This window comes from Pseudodesulfovibrio sp. 7M6 (genome assembly GCF_050058625.1).
Lineage (GTDB): Bacteria > Desulfobacterota > Desulfovibrionia > Desulfovibrionales > Desulfovibrionaceae > Pseudodesulfovibrio > Pseudodesulfovibrio salinus.
Map to the genome: position 1 here is coordinate 1,956,477 of NZ_CP188816.1, position 17,396 is coordinate 1,973,872.

At 57.0% G+C, this 17,396-nt stretch carries 16 protein-coding genes; 4 read left to right on the top strand and 12 right to left on the bottom strand.

Features of this window, described 5'->3' with window-relative positions; translation table 11 throughout:
* The first annotated feature begins 343 nt into the window (after positions 1-343).
* The 3 genes from ACI0FG_RS09375 (at position 344) to ACI0FG_RS09385 (ending at position 4,315) form a co-directional block, all read left to right on the top strand.
* Positions 344-3,028 (top strand): M16 family metallopeptidase, encoded by a 2,685-nt coding sequence (locus ACI0FG_RS09375; protein ID WP_419788275.1) that lies wholly within the window; start codon positions 344-346, stop codon positions 3,026-3,028.
* A gap of 184 nt (positions 3,029-3,212) precedes the next feature.
* A complete protein-coding gene (locus tag ACI0FG_RS09380; protein WP_419788276.1) occupies positions 3,213-3,785 on the top strand; it encodes a TetR family transcriptional regulator C-terminal domain-containing protein in 573 nt (190 codons plus the stop codon).
* Positions 3,786-3,976: 191 nt separating this feature from the next.
* Positions 3,977-4,315, top strand: coding sequence for a hypothetical protein (locus ACI0FG_RS09385; protein ID WP_419788277.1), 339 nt, complete (start codon positions 3,977-3,979; stop codon positions 4,313-4,315).
* Positions 4,316-4,398: 83 nt separating this feature from the next.
* Here the strand turns inward: ACI0FG_RS09385 and aroC are convergent, their stop codons facing one another.
* The 7 genes from aroC to ACI0FG_RS09420 all read right to left on the bottom strand — a co-directional run bounded on the left by aroC (position 4,399) and on the right by ACI0FG_RS09420 (position 11,104).
* Positions 4,399-5,463: a chorismate synthase gene (gene aroC / locus ACI0FG_RS09390; RefSeq protein WP_419788278.1), complete on the bottom strand. Its 1,065-nt coding sequence runs from the start codon at positions 5,461-5,463 to the stop codon at positions 4,399-4,401.
* Positions 5,464-5,472: 9 nt separating this feature from the next.
* On the bottom strand, positions 5,473-6,132 hold the full coding sequence (locus ACI0FG_RS09395; protein ID WP_419788279.1) for a potassium channel family protein: 660 nt from the start codon (positions 6,130-6,132) through the stop codon (positions 5,473-5,475).
* Between the two features lie 15 nt (positions 6,133-6,147).
* Positions 6,148-7,512 carry a TrkH family potassium uptake protein gene (locus tag ACI0FG_RS09400; RefSeq protein ID WP_419788280.1) on the bottom strand — a complete coding sequence of 455 codons (1,365 nt, stop codon included), beginning with the start codon at positions 7,510-7,512 and terminating at the stop codon, positions 6,148-6,150.
* An 87-nt stretch (positions 7,513-7,599) separates the two neighbouring features.
* Positions 7,600-8,130 carry a shikimate kinase AroL gene (aroL, locus tag ACI0FG_RS09405; RefSeq protein WP_419788281.1) on the bottom strand — a complete coding sequence of 177 codons (531 nt, stop codon included), beginning with the start codon at positions 8,128-8,130 and terminating at the stop codon, positions 7,600-7,602.
* Positions 8,131-8,267: 137 nt separating this feature from the next.
* Positions 8,268-9,284 (bottom strand): methyltransferase, encoded by a 1,017-nt coding sequence (locus ACI0FG_RS09410; RefSeq protein WP_419788282.1) that lies wholly within the window; start codon positions 9,282-9,284, stop codon positions 8,268-8,270.
* 45 nt (positions 9,285-9,329) lie between these two features.
* Positions 9,330-9,755, bottom strand: a complete 426-nt coding sequence (locus ACI0FG_RS09415) for a MarR family winged helix-turn-helix transcriptional regulator (protein WP_419788283.1) — start codon at positions 9,753-9,755, stop codon at positions 9,330-9,332.
* A 143-nt stretch (positions 9,756-9,898) separates the two neighbouring features.
* Positions 9,899-11,104 (bottom strand): ABC transporter substrate-binding protein, encoded by a 1,206-nt coding sequence (locus tag ACI0FG_RS09420; protein ID WP_419788284.1) that lies wholly within the window; start codon positions 11,102-11,104, stop codon positions 9,899-9,901.
* A gap of 114 nt (positions 11,105-11,218) precedes the next feature.
* On the opposite strand from ACI0FG_RS09420, the gene ACI0FG_RS09425 reads away from it, so the two are divergent.
* Positions 11,219-11,458, top strand: a complete 240-nt coding sequence (locus tag ACI0FG_RS09425; RefSeq protein ID WP_419788285.1) for a ferredoxin — start codon at positions 11,219-11,221, stop codon at positions 11,456-11,458.
* Between the two features lie 121 nt (positions 11,459-11,579).
* Here ACI0FG_RS09425 and ACI0FG_RS09430 read toward each other — a convergent pair whose 3' ends face one another.
* The 5 genes from ACI0FG_RS09430 to ACI0FG_RS09450 all read right to left on the bottom strand — a co-directional run bounded on the left by ACI0FG_RS09430 (position 11,580) and on the right by ACI0FG_RS09450 (position 17,395).
* On the bottom strand, positions 11,580-12,152 hold the full coding sequence (locus ACI0FG_RS09430; protein ID WP_419788286.1) for a type I restriction enzyme HsdR N-terminal domain-containing protein: 573 nt from the start codon (positions 12,150-12,152) through the stop codon (positions 11,580-11,582).
* Between the two features lie 180 nt (positions 12,153-12,332).
* Positions 12,333-13,778, bottom strand: coding sequence for an NADH-quinone oxidoreductase subunit N (locus tag ACI0FG_RS09435; RefSeq protein ID WP_419788287.1), 1,446 nt, complete (start codon positions 13,776-13,778; stop codon positions 12,333-12,335).
* 11 nt (positions 13,779-13,789) lie between these two features.
* A complete protein-coding gene (locus ACI0FG_RS09440) occupies positions 13,790-15,322 on the bottom strand; it encodes a complex I subunit 4 family protein (RefSeq protein WP_419788288.1) in 1,533 nt (510 codons plus the stop codon).
* Between the two features lie 26 nt (positions 15,323-15,348).
* Entirely contained in the window at positions 15,349-17,142 is a 1,794-nt protein-coding gene (locus ACI0FG_RS09445; RefSeq protein WP_419788289.1) for a Na(+)/H(+) antiporter subunit D, read from the bottom strand.
* The gene (locus tag ACI0FG_RS09450) at positions 17,132-17,395 is read right to left on the bottom strand and encodes a hypothetical protein (protein ID WP_419788290.1); all 264 of its coding nucleotides are present in this window, start codon (positions 17,393-17,395) and stop codon (positions 17,132-17,134) included. The genes ACI0FG_RS09445 and ACI0FG_RS09450 overlap by 11 nt, the downstream gene beginning before the upstream one ends.
* Position 17,396: the final 1 nt, after the last annotated feature.

The following is a 17,396-nucleotide window of genomic DNA, read 5'->3' on the forward strand; positions in this document are numbered from 1 at the left end:
ACGACTGCAAATTGGAACACATTGACGCGATGGAGTATAAGACAGACAAACCCCATAAAACCAAACAATTACAGCACAGCTTAAGACCCAGCATAGCAAACGCACTCGTCAATATTCACACATCCGTCATCAATGTTTCCCCCGGGTCTCCCCAGTCTGTCCGGCCCAACTCAGAAGGTTTGCATTTTCCAAAACCTCGGGTAGTATCTCCAACCCGCCTGAGCTTCCCGGACGCAACCACTTGTGTTCCGGAGGCCGGGCCTTATCATACTATGCAGCAAAACAACCAAAAGATATCAGCCGAAGCGCCCGTTATGTCCGGTGTTTCGCATGGAGTGATCCCATGTTTCGAAACCTTCTGCTGCTCGGAGGAATTCTCATGCTTCTGACGAGCTGTCAGCACTTTGCAAAACTCAACACCGCCGAATCGTCCACACAGGCTTCTGCTGCCACGCAGTTGAAAGCAAGCCCCGGGGCGACCAACGTTATCCGGCTCAAGAACGGTCTGACCGTGCTCATCAAGCAGGATGACCGTTTCCCGCTGGTCAACGCGCGGCTCTATGTCCACGCGGGCAGCGGATACGAAACACCGAATCAGGCAGGCATCAGCCATTTGCTGGAACATATGGTGTTCAAGGGCACGGAGAAACGCGGCCCGGGCCAGTCCGCCCGGGACATCGAATCTGTTGGCGGCAACATGAACGCGGCCACGAGTTTCGACTACACCGTATATTATGTGGAAGTACCCGAAGAGCAAATGGCGCTGGGGCTGGACGTCATCACCGACATGGCCTTTCACGCCGCCATCAAGCCTGAAGAGCTCAAGAGCGAAAAGGAAGTTGTCCTCAAGGAGCTGGAGAGGGGCGAAGACTCGCCCAGCAGTATGCTCTTCAAGACCCTGCAGGGGATGCTCTGGAAGGGATCGTCCTACGAATGGCCGATCATCGGATTCCGCGACACGGTGCGTGGACTGAGCAGCGAGGACATTCATAACTACATCAACAAATTCTACCAACCGCAGTCCATGATGCTCGCGGTGGTCGGCAAGGTTGATCCGGACAAGGTGCTGGCCGAAGCCAAGAAACTGCTGGGCGGCCTCCAGAATACCCGGTCCGTAACCCCGCCCGACCCCATCGCCATTCCGGCCAAGGGAGATGGCCCCACCGTCGTCACCCTGCCCGGCCAGTGGAACAAGGTATACCTTGGTGCGGCCTTTCCCATCCCCAACGGCACCTCTGCCAAATGCGCGGGGCTGGATGTGCTGGCGCAGTTGATGGGCGGGGACGACACCTCCCGGCTCTACCGTAAATTCAAGTACGACAAGCAGCTGGTGGACGACATTTCCATGTCGGCCATGACCCTGGAACGAGGCGGCCTGCTCTATGTCAGCGCCACCCTGGATGCGGACAAGGTGGAGGAATTCTGGAAAGAACTCACCACAGAGCTTGCCACCTTTAATCCCGACGACTTCACGGACCAGGAAATTCGGCGCGCCAAACTGAATATGGAAGACGCACTCTTCCTGACCAAGGAGACACTCTCGGGCCTGGCTTCCAAGACGGCCTATTTCCAGTTCTTCGAGAACGGCGAAGAGGCCGAGCAGAACTACCTCTTTGAATTGAATCAGATAAACCGCAAGGAAATGCGGACCCTCTACCATGAGTTCATCCGGCCGGACCGTTTGTCCACCTGCGTGCTCCTGCCCAAGGATGCCGACATCAAGGCGGAAACCCTGACCGAAATCGCGGCCCGTAACTGGCCCATGGACAAGACCATGGCCAAGAAGGCCGACATATCCGCAGACACCGGCGAAAAGGTCATTGATCTGCCCGGTGGAGGCCGTCTCGTGCTCCTGCCCGACGCAACTTTGCCCTACACAGCCATGTCCCTGTATTTTGCGGGCGGCGATGGTATCCTGAGCAAGGGGCAGGAAGGATTGGCCGCCCTGACGGCACGTTCACTGACGCGCGGCACCATGGAGCAGAGTGCCACGGAACTGGAAGATTTCCTGTCCGACCACGCGGCATCCCTGTCCGCTTCGGCCGGGCGCAACGTCTTTGCCCTTGAGGCCAAATTCCCGGTGCGATTCACCGACAAACTGCTGCCGGTCATGCGCCAGACCCTGACGGCTCCAGCCTTTGATTCGGCCGAAATCGAACGCGCCAAGCAGGATCAGGTGGCTTCCATCAAGGCCCGTGAAGACAGGCCCCTGGGACTTGCTTTCCGCCACCTGTTCCCCTTCCTCTACACCTCGGGCCCCTACAGCCTGCTGCACCAGGGAACTGCCGAAGAGGTGGAAAAGCTCAACCAGACAGACATCATGCGCTTCTGGGGACGGCAGGCCATGCAGCCCTTCACCTTGGCCGTCTGCGGCCAGTTCGACGAAAAGGCCATTGAGGACTGGGCTACAAGCCTGGCGCAGACCATGACCCTGCCCGGCGACACCTATGACTTCACCACGCCCGATTGGAACACAGAGCGGGAGGAGACCTTCCACCTGCCGGGCCGCAATCAGGCGCACCTGATCATGGTCTTCCCCACCCCGGGCAAGACGGACATGGAGGCCTCTGCAAAGCTCGACCTGCTCAAGGCGGCGCTCTCCGGCCAGTCCGGTCTGCTCTTCCGCGACCTGCGCGACAAGCAGGGCCTTGCCTACACGGTCACCGCCTTCAACTGGCAGTCCGTCAACACCGGATTTACCGCCCTGTATATCGGCACCGATCCGGACAAGATCGACCAATCTCTTGAGGGGTTCAAGAGGATATTGGGCGACCTTGCCTCCAAACCGCTGCCGGAACAGGAATTGACCCGTGCCCGCAACATTCTGCTGGGAGACTACTACCAGGAACATCAGTCCCTGATCTCCCGCAGCCGGGAGGCCGCCAGTCTCATGGTGCGCAAGATGGCCCGCGATTATGAGGAAAAGATCATTCAGCGGGCCAAGTCCGTTACCCCGGAAGAACTGCGGGATACGGTTCGCCAATACCTGGACCCGGCCAAGGCCTATCTGGTAAAGGTAATGCCCTAAGCCTGAACCGTCCGACAATATTAAAAAAGGAGACTGGAAACAGTCTCCTTTTTTATTGTCCGTCATCACCGCACAGCCGTCTATACGGCACAACAAATGACAATTCCGTATATTTCACCCTGCCGTTGTGCAATCGCTTGACACTTTGCAAAGGGTCGGTCTATCCCCTCCCCCCGGAGCAACAATGAGAGACAATACCAGACAACGCATTCTTGAGGCAGGGGCAGAGTTGATTCACCGAAAGGGGCTCAACAACACCGGCATCAACGAAGTTCTTCAGGCCGCCGGAGTCCCCAAAGGCTCCTGCTGCTTTGACGACGAAGAAACATTCTGTGTTGAAATTGTTGATTATTTCTCACGTCGATTCGGAGAGATGGCACGTCCGATCATTGAAGACAAAAGCCTTTCTCCCTTGAAGAGACTGCGCAAGATCTTCATGGTCTTCCACAATCACTTCAAGTCCCACGGCTATGCCAGCAGTTGCCCCATCGGCAACCTCGGCCAGGAAATGGGCGATTTGAAAGGCTCTTTCCGCGACAAGCTTGCCGAATACCTGAACCAGCAAACCGATGTGGTGGAGACACTGCTCTCCGAGGCGCAACATGCCGCGGACATCGAGCCTGACCTGGACCCCAGGGAAACTGCCATTTTTATTATCGGCGCATGGCATGGAGCCATCAACCGCATGAAGGTCATCAAGAACCCCGAACCGCTGGAAATATTCTACAAGCTCGTGTTCGAAGCCGTTCTGCGTTAATGACTTTTCTAAAGAGCGCTTCTTCCTACTGCGGAAAGCGACAACAAATAGCCACACTGTCCTAAACATCGCTTCATAGGTTCCCACTGAAGTTGCAGGCCCGAAACGCCTGTTGACGGGACTTGCCCATGTTTCTCCGGTGGGTTACATAACGTGAATGCGACGAACCTTTTACCTGTGAGGACGGACAGATGGCGCTCATTTTCGGCACTCCCAAAAAGCAAACTTCGGCCAAGGATGATATCGGCAGCGACCAGCGACTTGCCATGGCCCGGGAGATGTACATGGCAGGCAAGATGAAGCTCATGACGACCGAGACCATTCCCGGCCGCGAAATCCAGTCCGCATTTGGCCTCATCGTCTGCCGCAGTTACAACTTCGACAATGCCTTCTACGGCCTCATGGCCCAGGCGGTGGACGTCAATGCCGACGCCATCATCGGCTACCGTGAAAACATCGCTTTCCACCCGGAAGGCGACAAGTACTACTCCTGTTACGGCACGGCCGTACGCATGAAAAAAATTAAATAGATTACGAGAGCTTCTTCAATAAATAAGGCCTGCCTTCCGTTTGGAAGGCAGGCCTTATTGTTCTCACTTTTAAAATTTTGAATCTATCCCCGCATCCCCAGCCGCCGGTCCATAAGCAGCAGGTCGGCCACTGTCAGCGCGGCCATGGCCTTGAGGACCGGGTTGATACGCGGAATCGCCGCAATGTCGTGCCGTCCGCCGATGGTGATGGAGGTCGCCTCGCCCGAGGTAGTCACGGTACGCTGCTCCTGCGCGATGGAGGGGATGGGCTTGATATAGGCACGGGCCACTATATCCTGACCAGAAGAGATACCACCCAGAATGCCGCCCGCGTTGTTGGACTCGAACCCTTCCGGTCCGATGGGATCGTTGTTCAGGCTGCCGAGCGAGCAGGCCGCCTGCATTCCCGAGCCGATTTCCACGCCCTTGACCGCCCCCACGGACATGAGCGCGTAGGCCAGCCGTGCGTCCATTTTGTCGAAGACCGGCTCGCCGAGACCGGCAGGCACCGAGGTAATACGTATTTCCACAACGCCGCCAAGGGTGTCCCCCTGTCCCTTTACCTCGCGGATGCGCTCCTCCCACTTGGCAGGAGCCTCGGGATCAGGGCTGAAAAACGGTCGGTCCTGGGCACCGGCATAATCCGTAACCTCGGCCGGGATACCCCCCAATTCGACGGTATAGGCGTAGACGCCGATGCCTTCCTGCATCAGCATAGCCAGGGCAATAGCCCCGCCTGCCACACGGGAAACCGTCTCCCGCCCGGAGGAACGGCCGCCCCCGCGATAGTCACGGATCCCAAACTTGGCATTGAACGTGAAGTCCGCGTGCCCGGGTCGAAACACATCCTTGATCTTTGAATAATCGCCGGACCGATGGTCCGTGTTCTCGACGACAAAGCCGATGGGGGTGCCGGTGGTGACGCCCTCGAACACGCCGGAAAGAATGCGCACGGCGTCCGGTTCCTTGCGAGCCGTAGAGGCAAGGCCCCCCTGCCCTGGACGACGGCGATCCAGTTCACGCTGAATGACAGCCTCATCCAGAGGAATGCCGGAAGGACAACCGTCCACCACGCCGCCGAGTGCGGGACCATGGGACTCGCCAAACGTCGTCAAAGTGAACAGGGTTCCGAAAGTGTTGCCGCTCATGCCCGCTCCCTAAAATTTGTCGATCTTCATAACGTCAGCCGTCTTGCCGATAAGAACCACCACATCCCCCTGCTCAAAGGGACGAGTGGCCTCTGGCACAAAGGTAAACTGCGCCTCGCCGTTCTTGCGATATGCCACAACCTGAACGTGATATTCGTTGGTCAGGTTCAGGTCGCGCAGGGTCTTGCCGGCCCACTTGCTAATGAGAATTTCCCGCGTGACAACGTCCTGGCCCATGCCGAAATAATCCTGGATACCAGGTGTGGCCAGCCGGTGGGCCAACTGGAAGGCAACAAACGCCTCCGGAAAAACCACGTACGGGACGCCAATCTTGTACAGCACCCGCTCATGCTCTTCGCTGATGGCCTTGACCCAGATGTTTTCCACCCCTAGAGATTGGAGGTTGAGCACGCAGAGTATGGAGGCTTCCATGGATTCGCCGGTGGATACGACCACCCGGTCCAGTTCCTTGATGCCGACCTGCTCCAGCGCCTTCTCGTCCGTGGCGTCCGCCTGATACACGTGGGACAACTTGTCCTGCGCCCGGCGGATATGCTCTGCATCGAGGTCCACGCCGACAACGTCGTGTCCCAGGTTGGTCAGGGCCGAGCCCAGTGAAAACCCGAATTTTCCGAGCCCGATAATACCGATTTCATTTTTCTTCGCCATGCAATTCTCCGAAATTTAACCCAGGGGCAAATCGGCCTTGGGCAACTGGTAACGACGTCCGGCCTGCCAGCTGTGCAGGGCAGAAAGCAGCCAGACAGGCCCCAGCCTGCCCACAAACATAAGGATAATAATCATGGTTTTCTCCGCACCGTTCAGATGAGAAGTCAGCCCGGTGGAAAGCCCAACCGTGCCGAATGCGGAGATAACCTCAAACATGTTGATCATAAACTTTTCCCGCCCCATGAGATAGGCGTCTCCCGCGCTCTCCAGAGAAGTCAGAACCATGGTACCCACACCGACCAGCAGCACGGCCACGGTGCACAGAGCGATGACCTTGTTCAAGGCCTCCTGGCTGAGGGCGAACCGCCCGACCGGAACTTCGGAAAGTCCCCTGAACTGCGCCATCACGAATCCGCCAAGGGCGCGGAAGGTTGTCGTCTTGATGCCGCCTGCACAGGACCCGGGCGAACCGCCGACGAACATCAGCACCATCATGAACGCCAGGGAGACGTTGGTCATGGAACCTATATCCACCGTATTGAACCCTGCCGTGCGGCAGGTAACCGACTGAAACAGCGCGGTGAGGAAACGTTCTTTCAAAGAGTCCGGAGCATGCCCCGCAGCTCCCTCGGCAAAAAAGATGACAACGGTGCCGACAACGACGAGCAACAGGGACATCTTGAGCACAATGGAACTATGCCAACTCAGCAGATGACCATTCTGGAAAAGCCGCTCCCGTCGCAGGACAACCCGTTTGATCAGGGAACCGCACTCATTGAGCACGTAGAATCCGAGGCCACCCGCCGTGATGAGCAGCATCACCACCACGTTGACGCCCACATTGCCCTTCCAATGTGTCAGACTGTCCGGGAACAGCGAGAATCCGGCATTGCAAAAAGCTGAAATGGAATGGAACACGGCGGAATACGGACTGAACCCAACCGGGTCGATCAGCCACAAGGCCAAGGCACCAATCCCCTCCATAAGCAGTGTTCCGACGACCACTCGTATCAGAAACTTGAGCAGACTGAACGAAGGGTCGCGCAACAGGCTCTGGCCCACAGCGATTCGGTCGCCAAGGGAGATATGCTTACCCAGGAGGTGAATGAACAGGGTGGTGAAGGTCATGATGCCGAGGCCGCCGACCTGGATCAGCACCAGAATAACGTTTTGCCCCAACAGGGAAAAATAGGAGCCGGTATCCACCACGGCCAGGCCGGTGACGCACATGGCCGATGTGGCCGTAAAGACGGCATCGATAAAAGATAGCGGGCCGCCGGGGTGACTGACACTCAAATGCAGCACCAGCGCGCCGATGAATATGGCACCGGCAAAAAACCAGACCGGCATCCAATATGGAGATAAGACTTTTGTTCGCATGGATATCCCCGACGAGGCAGGCACGGACCTTAAACGATCCCTGCGGCCACCGCCGATCCCAGTTTATAGGCCGCTTGGCTCAACCTGTCAAAAAGGCTTGGAAAAGAGAGAGAGTTCCCGCAGGGCTTCCGCGACCACATCGTCCAGCAGACCTTCGCCCAGCACGATATCGGCGCAGGATTCATAGAGCGCGGCGCGTGCATCCAGCACTTCACGAACCTCATCCACGATGTTCTTGCCCGTCAGCGAAGGCCGTTGCGCCTCGATCGGATCACACATGAGCCGCTCGGCCAGGGTCTCGGCGCAGGCCTTGAGATAAATAACGATTCCCCCGGAAAGGACTTTCCGGTTCTCGGGCCGTAACACGATGCCGCCGCCGCAACCGACGACGCGGACAGGACCGTCCGCCAGCCGGGCAAGAGTTTCTGCCTCGCGGTCGCGAAAAGCGTCCCACCCGTTGGCAGCCACATAGTCGGCAATCTCCATGCCCACGTCTTTAACTAGTTCGTGATCGGAATCCACAAACCCAAGTCCCAGACGTTCGGCCAGAGCGCGCCCTACGCAGGTCTTGCCACAGGCCCGTGGCCCTATAAGATAAATGGTGCGGGCTACATTCATGCCGGACACCCTAGAGGAAAACCGCCAGGGCTTCAATCATGAATACAGGTACTCTCGTAAAGGGAAATGGAATGGAAGAAACACTATAAGAACGGACGCAATGAGCCGAGGAGAGATTCCCCCTCGGCCCATGCCATTTAATTTATCTTGCGTGCGGCAGTGACCAACCCCATATGCATTCCGGGAACTTCACTAAAGCGGAAATCACCAAATCCAGCGATTTCCAGCGCCGCCACCAGTTCCTCGCGCTCTATAAAATGTGAAGCATATCCGGCAAGTCGTGTTACCAACTCCAAAGAGGCTTTGTACAACGCACCATCCTGCCCGTATCGACCTGCATTGTGGTGGGAGATAAACCAACCGCCCGGTTTCAATCCCTGGGCAACCCTTTGTAACGCACCTACCATGTCCTGCTTGAAGGCGTACAAGACATGGGACATTATGACGAGGTCATAGTTCCCTTCCGGCAATTTCGTGTTGCGGAAATCAATACCGCGGGTTGTGACCCGATCAGCATAGCCGTTTTGTTCGCAACGGGCAGCGGTTTTTTCTACAACCGCGGGCAGATCGAATATCGTCCCTTTCATCACGGCATTGCGTTCCAACACCGCGAACGTATACAGGCCGTGATTCCCTCCAATATCGCACATTGCTCCAAAATCATTGAATCCCGGTAATCCGGCCGCCATGTCCGCAACCGTATGAACACCACCTCTAAGCGCATTCTGTCCGGTGCCATTCATTTGGTGCTCCAATGCCCAGGCCTGATCAACCTCCTCCCTATCCAGTTTTCCCCCGGCCAACAATTCGGGAATACGGTTCTCGACGGATCGTGCGAATCCCATCGTCAGTCCCAGATAGTCACCTTGATAGAGCGGCGCGGAACTCACCAGGAACTCCTCTGCGACCGAGCTGTTCCGGTAGCGCCCCGATTCAACCTCGACCAGCCCCAGGCCAGCCAGGATATCCATAACGGGCTCAAGCAGTTGCGTCACCAGCCCCAGCTTATGCGCGAGTTCTTCCAGATCGCATGAATCTGTCAGTTGATCGAAAAGCTTGATGTCCACAGCAGCCAGAAGGACTTTGGTGGAAATCCCCTCCAACACCCTTGCGTTCAACGGTTCAAAATCAGTGCTTGCCTCGGGAATCAGCATATCCGACCTCCTGTTTAGGTGCTAAACAATATACGAAAAAAATTTTCACATATATGCGTCCATCCAATGATTCATCTGCTTTCCAACACGGACAACCGCTGCATAGTCTTCATCACTGAGTTCAGCCAGATACTCCCAAAACCCACGATCATGTTGCCGGTGAAACTCCAAATGATTGACGCTCGCAATGTGTCCCCGCTCCGTTGTGCGGATAACTACACGCGCACGATTCTCCGGGGACGGGGTTTTGCTCAGCATCCCCTTTTTTACTAGTTTACTCACCAATTGAGATACTGCGCCTTTGGTAATGCCCATTTCCTCAGCCAGTTCCGTCACACCAATTCCTTCCCTGCCATCCACTCTTGAAACAAGATGAATTTCCGATGGGTACAAGGAAACACCGACACCAAAATCCTTCGATTTATGGTCAATGAGCGAGTACTTGGCAAAGGCGGAACCGAACAGATTCATTATGGGCAACATCTCTTCAAAAGTGCGCATGCATGTTGTTTAGCAGCTAAACAAAACAAAAGTCAATCATTGATAACAGGCACTGAACAATCGCTGCGATGGATGGGGAAACAGGATGTTACATGCAGCAACAAAAAATGAGATCACTTGCCGACATTGGCCGCCCAGCCTGCATCCAGGGCCGAGCTGTACTTGGGAACCATCTCTGGAATGATCTCCCTGTGCAGTTCGCCAAAGGGCAATACGCCCGGTCCCCGGTCAATGGCCGCAAACCTTTTCCACGCTTCCTTTTCCAGTGCATCCGGGTCAATTGCCGGACAATCTCCACCATTTTTCGGCAGCAATTTTGAATACTGTGCCTCGGGCGAAAGCAGGAAATTGGCGACCACCATGGCCCCAGCCTTATTCACGGCATTCTTCGGTATTGCCATGAAGTGCATATTGCCCAACATACCGCCGGAAATGTAGAAGACGCCTTCCCGGACCTTGCCCTGGTTCTCGGCATAGGGCGAACCGTATCGGACGCCCATGTCGATCTCGCCCTTTTCGAAGAGATCGCGCAACTGTTTCAGGTCGGCCGGATACCGTTTCCCTTTCGCCCACAAATACGGTTTTATCTGATTCAGGAAGGCCCACACCTTGGGGGCCGTCTGCTTGAATATATTCTGATCCCACTCGGTCAAACCAGCCTTAGGGCCACCGGCAACGGTACACAGGATTTGACGCAGAAACGCCGTACCCGAAAAGTCGGGCGGGGCCGGATAGGCAAAACGACCGGGATGCTCCTTGATCCAGGCCTGAAGCTCAAGCAGTGTTCTGGGCGGCTGCTGAACACGGTCCGTCGCATAGCGAAAAGAAAATTGGCTCCATCCAAGCGGCACCTCATATCCTTCCACCGGAGTCCCAAAATCATACGAGGCGAGCCGTTTGTTCACATAGCGCACGTAGTTTGGCAATTTTTCCGCTACTGGCCCCATGATAAGCCCTTCTTTTTTGGCACGACGAAAGGCATCTCCCATCAGGCAAAACAACTCGATGTCGCCACCCTGCCCTTTTTCCTTTTCTTCCATGAGCCGGGCCAGCACGACATCAGAACCAATGGGTACCCGCACCAGCGTAATGCCGTAACGCTGCTTGACCTGCTCGGCCACGTAGCCATCGACCCAGGCATTCAGCCGGGAATCGGAACCATCCATGTAAAAACGGACCATACTGCCCTTGGCCGATTCCCCAATTGTCTTCCAATCCTCGGATAGGATGCTCGCCGCATCGCTGCCGGTGCAACCCGAAAGACAAAATGTACTCAACAGGCAGATAACCGCGAAGATTGAAAAAAACAGCCTATGCATGACCAACCTCTTCTCGTTGATTTTGAGTGGTTACGATAGCTCAAAGTTACGTCTTCGCCAAGTTATTGAATTTTGTTGCTTGCCATTCTCAGGAATGATTACTATATACAATTCATGAGCAACAAGACATCTGACACCAACTATCGCGAAGTCGCTATCGAATTAGGCGATTGCCGCGGCTGCCAGGGGTGCATCGACCTCAACCCCGATGTGTTTGCCTGGGACGAGGCGCTGGATATGCCATGCGTCCGTAGGTCCCGGGTTACCGAGGAAGAGGTGCGAGACATCATGAACACCTGCCCGGAGGGATGCATCGTGTTTGTGGATGATCCTGGGGAAGCGAGCGCATCCTGACACCAAGGCAACCGGGCCGTTCCTTGTCCGCAACCGAGGGACGGCCCGGGGCAAATTTACGTATTGGAATAAAGGGAAACAACCCGGCACATAAGCACCGGTTGTTTCCTTTTTTATACTACTATTTTTTCCCCGGCATGGGCGGCAAAGAGCAGGACTCGCTACAGCAGGTCCCATAGATAAAGCCGCAATAGGTATGAAAGACTCGGGTTTGCTTATCCCGCTGTTCATCGGTCAACGGCTTGATATCCGCCTGCCCGGCCATCTCGTTCAGCTGGTTCCACTCGGGAACGGCCTTCATGCCACGCGCAACCACATCCCCGGTGCGCACGTCCAGCAACGCGGCCTCCATGGTATCGGTAACCAAAGCGAACGGCACTGGTCCGTCCTCAATGAGCCGCCCAGCGCAGACGGTCTCCCGCTCAAAGGTCCCGACATCCCCTGCACAGAAGAGAATGACGAAAATAGGCTTTCCCTCACCATCATAGACCACATAATCCAGAGGCCGCTCGAACTCCTCCCCTTCCACGCAATACTTGAGCGGTACCTTCGCCTTGATCCTCTCCTTGGGATACCCCAGCTCTTCCACCAGCAACCGCGCCAGCAACTGCCGGAATTCCTCAAAAGTGGTCTCGTCGATCTCATCGCCGGTAAGGTAATCCCTGAGCGTCCCGCCCAAACTCGACTCGTGCATAATGTCCTCTCCCTGTATCTACCAACAATAATACCCACCTTCCTCCAAGGCAACCACACCGCCCCTCTCCCGCGAAGCGAAATCAAAAAGTTTAGGAGGAAAAAAGAGATGGGGGGCCGGAGGCAAAAAAAAGAGCGGAAGCTCCAGCTCCCGCTCTTTGATTATTGTTTACCCTTTCGCCTAATGCCCGCTTGAGGCTATCCCGAACAGGCTGTTGCCTGCGGCGATGGCGAAGTTGAACAGGGGCGCCGGGATGATGCCGATAACGAGCACGGTGGCGGCGAGCATACCCGCGCCAACCGAGGCGTACCAGCTGGTATCCGGTGCGGGAGTCGCTTCCGGAGTCGTGTCTTCGGTGAAGGCATGACGGAACAGCCCCAGGTAGTAGTAGATAGCAATGGCCGAGTTCACCACCAGAGTGATGACCAACCAGTTGTAGCCGTGGTCCCAAGCCGAGGTGATCAGGAAGAACTTGCCCATGAATCCCATGGTCGGCGGCAGGCCAACCAGGGCGAAAGCTCCGGCGGCCAATGAGAAGGCCAACACCGGGGCTTTCTTGTAGAGCCCGTTCAGATCACTCAGCAACAGGTTGCGGCCATCCACCGCAATGCGGCTGACGACCCAGAAGACCAGCAGGTTCATGACCAGATATGCCAGGGCATAGAAGGCGGCTGCGGCCAGTCCTTCGGGCGTGCCGCTGACCAGACCCACCATGATGTATCCGGCATGGGCCACCGAGGAGAACCCGAGCAGCCGCTTAATGTCCTTCTGCGCCAGCGCCGCCAGATTGCCGTAGGTCATGGAGCAGGCACCAAGCACTGCGAGCAGCGTGGTGACCTCCAGGCCGGGCTTGATGAAGGCGGCCATGCGAACCAGGATGATAATGGCACCCATCTTGGGAAGCGTGGCAACGAAAGCGGCGGTCTCGTTACTCGCTCCCTGGTACACGTCGGGGCACCAGAAGTGGAACGGGAAGAGAGCCAGTTTGAAGAACATGCCTGCCAGGAAGAGGCAGAGTCCAGCGATAGCCATGGGGTTGTCGGCAAAGTGCCAGTTCTTGGTGGCGAGTTCCGCAATGTAGGTCGTGTGCTGGCTGGCCATGATGTAGGACAGGCCGTACAGCGACAGGGCCGTGGCCACCGCGCCGAACATGATGTACTTGATGCCCGCCTCGGCAGCGCCCTTGCTCTTGGCCCTAAGCGGAATGGTCGCATACAGGGAGTAGGACGCCATTTCCAGGGCCAGATAGATGGTCACCAGCTCCACGCAGGAGGAGAGGATCATCAGACCAAGGGTCGAGAACCCAAGCATCATGTAGTAGTCGGACCGCTTGCCCTCGTCCAGAGTGGACTGCCGGGCTGCGTTGATGGACGTTACAAAGAAACCGAAGGCGATGGCTATCTTAAAGAACTGGGACATCATGTCGACTTTATAGACATCCCAGAACATGGTGCCATGCAGGTGGAAGCCCGCGATGGTAACGAAGAAGCCAAGGCCTGCTCCAAAGGGAATCCACTTTTCAACCAGGGGCTTCCACTCCCGGCTCCCCAGGCTCTGGATCATCAGTACGATGACCAAGCAGAGGAAGTAGAACTCCGGGACGATGAGCGAGATATTGAAGTTCACGTCTCAGCCCCCTATTGCTTGTCCGCGACGGCCTTGAAAAGGTCGTTGGCGGCTGTTTGCATCGGCTGCTCGGTTTCGATGTGCGCAACCTTGCGCTTCTCGAAATCACCCAGCAGATTCTTTACTGACGGATCAATGATGTTGAAGAACGGCGTGGGAGCCAGACCGATCCAGAGCACGAATATGGCCGGAACGGTCAGGTAGACCCACTCGCGCGCGTTCAGGTCGCGCCACGTCTTGGCCGATGAGGGCTTGCCCCAGGCCATCTTGAGCGACACGCGGAACATGTAGGCGGCGGCCAGCAGCGCACCGGGCACCAGGAGCAGCCCAAGGAGGAGCGACTGCTGGAATGCGCCGATGAAGACCAGAATTTCACCCACAAACCCGTTGGTGCCGGGGAAGCCGAAGGAAGCCAGCGCCATGAATCCCCAAAAGAACATGAAGGCGGGCAGATACTTGCCCAGTCCCATGTTGTGGGAGATTTCACGGCTGTGGCTCCGCTCGTAGACCGCGCCGATCATCATGAAGAGCGCGCCGGTGACGATGCCGTGGTTCAGCATCTGGAAGAGCGCTCCTTCCACGCCACGCTGGTTGAACAGGAATATGCCCAGCGTAACGAAGCCCATGTGGCCCACCGAGGAGTAGGCTACAAGTTTCTTGATGTCCGTCTGCCCCAAGGCGATGGCCCCGCCGTAGAGGATGGAGGCGACGGAAATCGCGATCATCATCGGGGCGAAGTAATGGCTGGCGGCCGGAGTAAGCGGCAGGCAGAAGCGGAGGAACCCGTAGGTGCCCATCTTCAGCAACACAGCCGCCAGGATGACGGAACCAGCCGAGGGTGCCTGCACGTGGGCTGCGGGCAGCCATGTGTGGAACGGGAACATGGGCACCTTGATGGCAAAGGCGAGAGCCATGGCCAGGAAGGCCCAGAACTGGAAGCGGAAGCTGAAGCTCTGCTGCATCAGGTCCGGGATGGAGAAGGTGCCGCCCGTAATCCGGAAGGCCACGATGGCCGCCAGAAGCAGGGTCGAACCCGTCAGGGTGTACAGGAAGAACTTGATGGACGCGTATTTGCGGTCATCGCCGCCCCATACTGCGATGAGCAGGTACATGGGGATGAGCATGGCTTCCCAGAACACATAGAACAAAACCAGGTCCAGAGCGCAGAACACGCCGAGCACCGCTGAGGTCATGAAAAGCAGGCAGAAGTGAAACTCCTTCACCCGCTTTCCGATGTAGGTCCAGGAACACATGACGCATAAGGGCAGCACAGCCAGGGTCAGCAGGACCATGAGGATGCTGATGCCGTCCACGCCAAGGTAGTACTGGAGCCCCCATTGGTGGACCCAGTCGATTTTTTCAACGAATTGGAAGTCGGCGTTGGGCGTGTAGCCAATGAGCGGCACGGCCAGCAGCAACTCAATGATGGACACCGCGAAGGTGAACATCCTGACCACCTGCGGCGAGCGCAGGAAGAACAGACCGCACGCCGCCACTACGGGGAACGCGATCAACAGTGTGAGTACCGGATATCCGAAGTTCAAAACAGACTCTCCTTAGATTGTCCGGCTTAGCCGAAGTACCATACCAGGGCGTAGATGCCCAAACCCAGAACGGTGGCAAAGGCCAGGTAATCCTGCAAACGGGCGGTTTGGGCCTTGGCCCCCACCCTGCCGATGTTCCTGACGGTGTAAGCGCTTCCGTCCACCACGGTGTCGATTCCCTTCTTGTCGAAGACGCTGGTGCCGTGGCCCATGGCAATCAGAGCACGCAGACCGCCGGTCCGGTAGACCTCGGTCCAGACGTCATCAACCTTGGAGATGGGCCAGCACACGGCGCGCATGGTGACGCGGCCGATGAGCCGGTAGAACCAGTCGAAGTCCAGGTTGAGGAAGGCGTGCGGCTTGATGACCTCGCGGGTCAGGTAGAAGGCCAGACCGGAGAAGCCGAGCAACAGTCCCGAGTTGAGCACCTTGTCGATGGTCCAGGGATGGAAGGCTTCCTCAGCGTGGAACGGCAGGTACTGATACAGCATGTGGGGGTACACGCCCTGCGCGATGCAGAGCAGTCCGCACAAGGCCATGCCCACGTACATGTTGAACGGCAACGGCTTTATCTCGCCCTTGTATTCGGACTTGCCGCCCCAGAAGGCGAAGTACGGGAGCTTGATGCCCACCGAGATGAACGTACCGACAGCCGCGATTTCCATGCCCAGCGCCAGGAGAGGCTGATGTGCCTCGGCCGCGCCGGCAATAGTCATCGTCTTGGAGATGAAGCCGTTGAAGAGCGGCATACCGGAGATGGACAGGGCCGCGACCATGTACCAGACCATGACCCACGGCAGCTTGGTTGCCAGACCGCCGAGCTTGTCCAGTTTGACCGTACCCACCGAGTACAGGATAGCACCGGTACCCATGAAGAGCAGGCCCTTATAAAGGATATGGGCATAGGCGTGGGCCACTGCGCCGTTAAGCGTCATGGCCGTTCCGATGCCGATACCAGCGACCATGTATCCCACCTGGGATACGATGTGGTAGGACAGGATGCGCCGTGCGTTGTTTTCTATGCACGCATAGAGCACGCCGAAGACAGCCATTATCGTTCCGGCAATGGCCAGAACCTCCCAACCCGCGAATCCACGGGCCAGGACGTAAACGGCCGTCTTGGTGGTGAAAGCGCACATGTAAACCGCACCGGCCACCGAAGCTCTGGGGTAGGCGTCGGGCAGCCAGGCGTGCAGCGGCACGACAGCGGCGTTGACACAGAACCCGATGAGGATCAGCCAGTCATAGTACTGGGCCTGGGCCGGACTGACGCCGACAAAGGCGAAGGAACCGGTGGCCTTGTACTTGAGCAGCAACCCTCCCAGCAGGAAGAGGCCGCCCACCGTGTGGTACAGGAAGTAGCGGAAACCAGCGCCCACCGACTCGGTGGTCCGGGCCTGCCAGATCAGGAACGTGGAGCCGATGCTCATCAGTTCCCAGAACAGGAAGACCGTCAGCAGGTCGCCTGCGAACACGCAACCAAATCCGCCGGCAACGTAGAGGGAGGCGCACACGTAGTGCCCTTTTTCCTCCACGTGCATTCCGTAGATGGCGCCGATGGTGGCGATGACGGCAAAGACCTGGCCGAAGACGATGGACAGCTTGTCCACCCGGCCGAGGACCATCGTCTGATCCAGATAGTGCAGCGCGCCGTACATGCCCGGCTCCACGGAGAATATGCCGTAGAGGGCCAGGAGCGGAGCAATCAATGCGAGAGTCCCGCGGAACGCTTTGTTCAGCCAGAGCGTCTTGGGAACAAACGGCACGATGATCGCCAGCGCAAGGAACGCCATGGAGGGATGCAGGAAACTAGTCTCCATAGTAGTCCTCCTCGCGCTTGATGAACGGCTGCACGATTTTTTTCATTACAATAACCATGACCAGCCCCACGACGATTCCGAACACGGCGAAGAAGCCGGGGATCTCGTCCAGGTGCCAGAAGTGGCCATGGTGGGAATGGAAGAAGATATTGAGCACCACCATCACCGCGAGCACGGCGAAGAAGATGGTCCTCCACGTCTTCCAGTTATCTCTCCACTTAGCGAGGATATCGCCCAAACCTTGTTGACTCATA

What these genes read in the sequence shown, in the direction of transcription:
- ACI0FG_RS09450 (WP_419788290.1), bottom strand. Translation starts at nt 17,395, where the DNA reads ATGAGTCAACAAGGTTTGGGCGATATCCTCGCTAAGTGGAGAGATAAC.
- ACI0FG_RS09410 (WP_419788282.1), bottom strand. Translation starts at nt 9,284, where the DNA reads ATGCTGATTCCCGAGGCAAGCACTGATTTTGAACCGTTGAACGCAAGG.
- aroL (WP_419788281.1), bottom strand. Translation starts at nt 8,130, where the DNA reads ATGAATGTAGCCCGCACCATTTATCTTATAGGGCCACGGGCCTGTGGC.
- aroC (WP_419788278.1), bottom strand. Translation starts at nt 5,463, where the DNA reads ATGAGCGGCAACACTTTCGGAACCCTGTTCACTTTGACGACGTTTGGC.
- ACI0FG_RS09375 (WP_419788275.1), top strand. Translation starts at nt 344, where the DNA reads ATGTTTCGAAACCTTCTGCTGCTCGGAGGAATTCTCATGCTTCTGACG.
- ACI0FG_RS09415 (WP_419788283.1), bottom strand. Translation starts at nt 9,755, where the DNA reads ATGAATCTGTTCGGTTCCGCCTTTGCCAAGTACTCGCTCATTGACCAT.
- ACI0FG_RS09400 (WP_419788280.1), bottom strand. Translation starts at nt 7,512, where the DNA reads ATGCGAACAAAAGTCTTATCTCCATATTGGATGCCGGTCTGGTTTTTT.
- ACI0FG_RS09425 (WP_419788285.1), top strand. Translation starts at nt 11,219, where the DNA reads ATGAGCAACAAGACATCTGACACCAACTATCGCGAAGTCGCTATCGAA.
- ACI0FG_RS09380 (WP_419788276.1), top strand. Translation starts at nt 3,213, where the DNA reads ATGAGAGACAATACCAGACAACGCATTCTTGAGGCAGGGGCAGAGTTG.
- ACI0FG_RS09395 (WP_419788279.1), bottom strand. Translation starts at nt 6,132, where the DNA reads ATGGCGAAGAAAAATGAAATCGGTATTATCGGGCTCGGAAAATTCGGG.
- ACI0FG_RS09445 (WP_419788289.1), bottom strand. Translation starts at nt 17,142, where the DNA reads ATGGAGACTAGTTTCCTGCATCCCTCCATGGCGTTCCTTGCGCTGGCG.
- ACI0FG_RS09385 (WP_419788277.1), top strand. Translation starts at nt 3,977, where the DNA reads ATGGCGCTCATTTTCGGCACTCCCAAAAAGCAAACTTCGGCCAAGGAT.
- ACI0FG_RS09420 (WP_419788284.1), bottom strand. Translation starts at nt 11,104, where the DNA reads ATGCATAGGCTGTTTTTTTCAATCTTCGCGGTTATCTGCCTGTTGAGT.
- ACI0FG_RS09430 (WP_419788286.1), bottom strand. Translation starts at nt 12,152, where the DNA reads ATGCACGAGTCGAGTTTGGGCGGGACGCTCAGGGATTACCTTACCGGC.